We start from the raw sequence: 6,347 nt of genomic DNA, 5'->3' as shown, positions 1-6,347 counted from the left end.
GCGCGCGGGCTCGTGATCGCTGGATTTAAGCGTAAGCTCTGAAATCGTCATGTGTCGAAGCCCTCAAAGGCTCCGAACATCGTCCTTCACGCCGATCACCGAAAGGTGCCGTCGGGACATCGCTTACTGTTAGAGTGCCAAATCTTCAATCCCGCCGCCCCCTATCGCATAGCGCGGAGTCGGGGGCATCGCCAGAGGTTTTTTAGATGTGCGTGTGGTTAAGGCGCCACTTCCGGCTTGATCGTCCCGCGCGCAAGACGCGAGTACCTTCCAACTTCAGGCGCCTGGCAATGGGCTGTGCATTGTCCAATCAGTTCCCATTCTGGTCCCCATAAGCCCTCCCAATCAAAATGCTGGCAATGAGGCGTTCTCTGTCGAGACATTGCGGGTCCCGATCGAGTGTCCGATGGGCCTCATCGGCGAGCGGGGAATAGCTTTCGACGGCGGCCATTTTTCTCGCTCGGGCGGCGTGGTCGAGTTGAATTTCCAGTTCAATAGGTCCCGCCACGTTTGGAACCGCTGCGGAGCAAAGGTACTTTAGGCGAAGCGTGTAGGCTTAAGTGCCTTCGAGGGGGATACCGGAAGATCAACTAAGCCTCATCTACAACGCGGTTGATCTCATTCGCTTCAAACAACGCCCGCAACTGCCCGCACGGCCCGCGAGCGCCTCCTAGAGATTGGTCTCTCGCATTCGCGCCGGAGATGGTTTCACATCGTAAAGGAGCTGCATGGACGGCAGATTCGCCAGAACCAACGGCGCTTCTGATGATGTTGCAATCAAATACCGAAATTCTAGGGGGCAATGCCGCCTCTTTGACGAAACTGGGCGAGCAGGTCGGCTCGATCGAACTTGAAATTGCCAAGAGTCGCCAGATCGCGCTCGGTGAATCCAATTCGCACGCTGCCGCTGCTGAAAGCAGCCAAACCATGCTGCGCGCAATTGACAAAGAAGTTTCAGTCCTTGCAACTTTTGTGACCTCAACCGAAAGATCCTTCTTTGGGCTCGCAGGAGAGATTGAAATTGGTCGCGCGCGAATCGTCGGCTTCATCTGGGCGATCGGCAGAGGACGGGCGGCTTCGGCGGCGGTATGAGAAGTCCTAACCTCGCGCTCTCGGGAAGTGACTCTCGAAAACCCGAAGCCAGAACCGATAAATTGGCTTGGCGGTGTGAGAACCGAGGGAACACCAGCATGGCCGGAACTCGATCTACCCCTGTCCTGTCATGAGAGACTGACGTTTGCCCTGCGGCCGCTTTTCAAAGACGACAATACTGTCATAGACACAGATTGAGTCTGTTGCATGGGTGAAGGCGTTCGCCGGCAACGCGCCACGAGCGTGATGAGCGTTGATTTCGTCGAGCTTTCCCTTGGCAAATTCCATGAACGACCCCGGCTTGCGGAGCCCGCCGCCATAGTCCTCCCAATAGCTCGTATGCGTGTCCTCGACGAAGTAAACGCCGTTCGGCTGCACATGATGGTAGAGATGCTCAAATGTCGCGATGACATGGTCCATCATGTGACTGCCGTCATCGATGACGATGTCGATGGGACCATACTTCTCGACGATCCGATCGAGGAGTTGAGTGTCATCCTGGCTTCCAACGAAGACCTCCACCCCTTGCGACTCGTGCGCCTTGCATGCAGGATCGATATCGATTCCAATAATTCGCGCGCCCTCGCCGAAATAGGCTCGCCACATCTCAAGCGATCCTCCCTTGTAGACGCCGACTTCAACGACGACCGGCCTTCGATCTCTGAACCTTTCGAAGTGACGTTCATAAACCTCGAAATAGTGCAGCCATTTGTAGATCTCTTTGCCGTTGTTGTTCAAAAAGTACTGATGCAAGAACCCGCCCATCGTAGCCTCCTTGGCGTCGGACTTTGCCACCGCCAGTTGCTCTGATTGTGGCTGTCTCCTCCCCTTATCAACGAGGTTGGTCCTGAGCCGCGCAAAAACCGGCTCCCATTCGTTTGCAACCAGGCAAAGCGCTTCCCCAAGATTTGCCGCGATCTCGGTAAATTCCATGTTTGCAAAGCGTTCTTCCGCTTGGACAATCCACGAAGGATCGTATCTACGCTTGCCAAAGCCGGATACGACGGTGAGCCCAGTCCAAGGCGTTGCAATGGTAAACACGTCGAGATCAGTGCGAAGCGCCTTGAGTGCCGGAACCATTTTCCAGACATCGCCGGTGTGGAATTGCGTTGTCGGCGGAACCTTTTGCGTCGTGTCGTCCAGGGGAACAGTGTCGTGCACGAGCAAAACCGAGCCAATGTCGCAGTAGTGTTCGAGGTTCGCAAAATCGCGCAATGCCTGGTCGAAAGTGTGAAGACCGTCAATGAACCCTACACCCACCGGGCGGCCGGCTAGCAAGACATCCGCTCCGCCGCGATCAAAAAAGGCGTCACTCGTCTCAGGAAAAATGTGCGTTTCTGTGCTGAGTGCTACCGTGGCGCGTGGATTGGGATCGATCCCGATTGCAAGAGCCGGAGCCTTGATCTTGGAGAGCGATACGCCGTCACAGACGCCTATCTCCACCACGACCGCGGGTTCTAGCTCCGAGTAAAGACGCTCCAGCCAGTCGTAGTAGAAAGGCCCGGACATCCGTGTGTTGGCCAGGCCGACATGGGCCCCCACAGTATCAGGGTTGAGGTCTAATGCTTTGCGGTATTGGACTTCTGCCGTTTCGTTGTCGCCGATGGCAAAGTACGCATCACCGATCCCAGTAAAATAGGCGGCGTTTCGAACTGGATTGTGTCGGGCAAGAATGCCGGCAGAAGAAAGAAGTCGCGACGCCGCAAGCTCGGCTGGTGCATGCGTGCTTGCCATGCGAAGGATGTCTGCCGCCGTCTGGTAATGCCCCGACTGAAACTGACCCTTGGCCAACTCAACCAGCGTCGCCGCTGTCCGGTTCGTCGGCACGCGTTCTTCTGGGGGCTTCAACTGCGCCCTAAAGCCCGCGGCGGTGGCTGGAGCGACCCTGAATGGGTTTGCAATTGTCGCCCGGGCAAGGTGCGGCAGAAGCGATGAAGGCAGCGAGCCCACGAATGCCGAGGGGGTGTGAAAAGTAAACTCGCCTGTCCCCCTCAATGCATCCCTTTCAGCCTTCCAGACGATCCAGTTCTTGCGCTGCCGCTCGACGCTTGCGTTGGTGGACACCCCGCCATGCAGTTGGTGAAATGTAGCCTCTCCCAGAGTGAGGATGAGCTGTGCTTGCGACAGCTTCATCGCACGTTCGAGCGTGTCGAGGTTGACCAGGCCGCCGCCCGGACAGCTGAAGCGCTCGTCCATGCCGTCGATCGCCTGCCAACCCTCCCGGCTCATGAAGAGGACATTCGCTTCGTGTATCGGTGAGAACCACGGATCGACCGACGACTCATCCATCGTCCCGATCTCGAACAACCGATACCCATCTTCCGGCCATAGGATGGATTGCAAAAGCGAATCCTCGATGGCCTTTGTATAACCATTCGCAGGCGCATTGGCTTGGATATCGCTTCCAAGATACCAGCCAGGCGCAGCCACTACTGCCATCGGTGCCATGTCCAGGCCGATGCGCGCGAAATGCACCAAACCGGGCGTCACGATCCGCGCGCCGTCGATCATCACCCCGATCTTGTCGCCTTTGGCCTCCTGTATCCCGCGGTTGACGGCAGCCACAGGCGAGGGTGATGCGTCATCGATGCGCAGCAGGCGAAAATTCGGCCCATATTCCGCGACCAGACTCCCGCGAACGGCTGGTGATGATCCGTTGTCGACGACAATGATCTCGTAGTCGTCCGTCGTCACGCCTTGCTGATAGGGCGTTGCCAGCGAAAGCAGGGTCCGGGGCAGTTCTCGGGCGATGTTGTAAGCGACAACAACGATGGACACGTGATTCGGTTTCATCGCGATTCCATGGGTCAGCTGTGGGCAATCGGCTTTTGCCACCAACCGCCGGTCCAGTCTATCTCGTGTATCTTAGCTTTGATGCGGTTACGTGCGCGGTAATCCTCGACCGCCTGCAGGCATGGCAGATGCGCAAGATCGTCGATGATCGCAAAGCCGCCGGGCGACAGCCTTGGATAAAGCGCTTCAAGGCTGTCCATCGTCGACTCATACATATCGCCGTCCAGCCGGATGAGGGCGAATGGACCGGCTTTCAAGTCAGGCAAGGTATCCCCGAACAAGCCTTTGACGAAGATCACCTGATCGTCCAAAAGGTCATAGGCAGCAAAGTTGGATTCAACCTGAGCCTGATCAATCGCCAACTGGCGATATTCGTGTAGTCTGTCTCCCTGGTCGGCAGGAAAATTCTCGGCGTCCGGCGGCGGCAGACCGTCGAATGAGTCGGCGACATAAACCTTCCTGTCTTTTACCTCATTGGCGGCCAGTACTCCCCTCATGAGGATGCTGCAGCCACCGCGCCAAACGCCGGTCTCAATGAAATCCCCAGGCACGTTCTCATTAATGGCTCGCTGGACGAGGTCACGCACGTTCGTCAAACGTTTCACACCCGCCATAGAATGAGCAATTGTCGGCCAATCGCGACCCAGGAGGCGATCCTCGCGATTAAAGGGGGTCGACTCTCCCACCTTCGAGGGGTCAATCACCTGCGAACCGGAGCTGTAGATGGTATTGGCAATGATCTTGATGAGGAGATCTGTATAGAGACGGTTCACAATCGACCTTTCAAGCCACTTCGGTTTCGAATCGGAATATGCTGTTGCGGATATCCAGCCGAAGTGCAACTGAACAATCACTTTGCGACGGCCAACCAACAGCGCTGTGCAAGCCAGCCGCAACCCATTGCTAAACGGAGCCACCCCAATGCCAACCGCCGATCAAGCGATGGGCATGATCGAAACGCTCGACATTGCCGTTTTCCAGGTCAAGACTGAGACCACCCTCAGTGACCGCACGAGTTTCCTGCGGGTGCAGAACTTCGCTCGATCGGTGTTCGGCCGTTATGTTTACCTTGAGGTTGGCTCACATCTCGGCGGCAGCCTGTTCCCGCACCTGATCGATCCGGCCTGCGAAGTCGCGGTATCAGTCGATCCGCGGCCTGCGGCCCAGCCAGACGAGCGCGCCCAGGTCTTTCACTACCCAGAAAACTCGGCGGCCCGAATGGTCGCCATGCTCTCGGATTTGCTTCCGCCCGCTGCAATGGCCAAACTGACCACGATAGATAGTGACGTCTCCGATGTGCGTCCCGAGGCGATCGACCCCAAGGCCACGCTTGCGCTAATTGACGGAGAGCATACCGATAAGGCCTGTTTTTCGGACTTTGTCGGCGTTTTGCCACTCATGGAACCGAATTGCATCGTTTGCTTGCACGACGCCAACCTGATCGCCGACGCGATTGTCAATGCGGAGCGCTTTCTTGATCATCTCGGCACCACTCACGCGACTGTATTCCTTCCAGACACCGTAGCCGTGATGGGCCTCGGCAGGCTTGCGTCTGCAGTCCGGGATCAGCTCCAGCCCCACGCATTGGACCGGGAGACTTACCTGGACCGATCACAACGACAGCTATGGTCTCATATAGCCAGCGTGCACTCGCCCAAAATCCATGCCGAACTGGAGCGCCTGCGCTCTGACAATTCGCAGTTGGTCGACGAGATTGAACGCATGCGGAAGGCAAGCCTGGACGCGGAGGCCCGCGTGGCCGCCATGACCTCCAGCACGACCTGGCGCGCATCCGCCCCAGTACGAGCGATGGTCGATCGCATCAAACGTCGCTTCGCAAGTTAAAGTCGCGATGAGCGCAGTTGGAGCCGACGATGAAGCAAGTTGCCGGGGTGTGTCATGGACGAAATTTATTGAAACGCCGCACGTACCGCTCCGATCCAGCCCACTGCGGACGATGGATCGCCAAGCCGGAAAAGTCAGGACAGGTCACAAGCAGCCCTTCCGCCCCTACCCCAGCTCCCGGGCGCCCGACATGTCAGGTATACCGCCGCCGCTGGTGTGGATGCAGTCGGGCCCCTTGCACACTGCTGGAACGGCAGCCAGGAAACGCCGGTCGCATGAGGCGAACAGCATCGCGCCTGTCATCCATCATTGCACGCCAAAAACACCTGACAGGCACGCGCAGTGCTCTGACCAGCGCCTGGTTTTCGGCAACGGTGGGCCTCAAGCATGTGTCATCAACCAGCTCGTCGCCCTGCCGCCGCGGTCTGCGCGTCTCGTCGGATGACCGACCGCAGATCCGACGTCGTGATGTGCTTTGGATCGGCGGCGAACTTCGTCTGGTTGGCAAGGAACGGGAGATCGTACTGCATATCCCGATGTGCGCTTTGCGAATCGCTGGCAGCTTCACTACGACGCAGCGCCTTGCCATATGCGTGTCGCAATCGATGTGAAGAGGT

5 protein-coding genes are annotated in these 6,347 nt (G+C 57.6%); 3 read left to right on the top strand and 2 right to left on the bottom strand.

The window, feature by feature from the left end:
• The first annotated feature begins 765 nt into the window (after nucleotides 1-765).
• The gene (locus EN846_RS06755; protein WP_127391635.1) at nucleotides 766-1,092 is read left to right on the top strand and encodes a hypothetical protein; all 327 of its coding nucleotides are present in this window, start codon (nucleotides 766-768) and stop codon (nucleotides 1,090-1,092) included.
• A 114-nt stretch (nucleotides 1,093-1,206) separates the two neighbouring features.
• On the opposite strand, the gene EN846_RS06750 is transcribed toward EN846_RS06755, so the two are convergent.
• Nucleotides 1,207-3,927, bottom strand: coding sequence for a class I SAM-dependent methyltransferase (locus EN846_RS06750; protein WP_127310555.1), 2,721 nt, complete (start codon nucleotides 3,925-3,927; stop codon nucleotides 1,207-1,209).
• The gene (locus EN846_RS06745; RefSeq protein WP_127310558.1) at nucleotides 3,900-4,658 is read right to left on the bottom strand and encodes a TylF/MycF/NovP-related O-methyltransferase; all 759 of its coding nucleotides are present in this window, start codon (nucleotides 4,656-4,658) and stop codon (nucleotides 3,900-3,902) included. The genes EN846_RS06750 and EN846_RS06745 overlap by 28 nt, the downstream gene beginning before the upstream one ends.
• Before the next feature lie 148 nt (nucleotides 4,659-4,806).
• Between EN846_RS06745 and EN846_RS06740 the strand changes: the two genes are divergently transcribed.
• Together EN846_RS06740 and EN846_RS06735 are read left to right on the top strand one after the other, a co-directional pair.
• Nucleotides 4,807-5,730 carry a class I SAM-dependent methyltransferase gene (locus tag EN846_RS06740; protein ID WP_127310554.1) on the top strand — a complete coding sequence of 308 codons (924 nt, stop codon included), beginning with the start codon at nucleotides 4,807-4,809 and terminating at the stop codon, nucleotides 5,728-5,730.
• Between the two features lie 275 nt (nucleotides 5,731-6,005).
• Nucleotides 6,006-6,341, top strand: a complete 336-nt coding sequence (locus EN846_RS06735; RefSeq protein ID WP_127310553.1) for a hypothetical protein — start codon at nucleotides 6,006-6,008, stop codon at nucleotides 6,339-6,341.
• Nucleotides 6,342-6,347 lie beyond the last annotated feature (6 nt).

This window comes from Mesorhizobium sp. M4B.F.Ca.ET.203.01.1.1 (assembly GCF_004791025.1).
GTDB classification, from domain to species: domain Bacteria; phylum Pseudomonadota; class Alphaproteobacteria; order Rhizobiales; family Rhizobiaceae; genus Mesorhizobium; species Mesorhizobium abyssinicae.
This window is presented reverse-complemented; position numbering and strand designations above follow the sequence as displayed.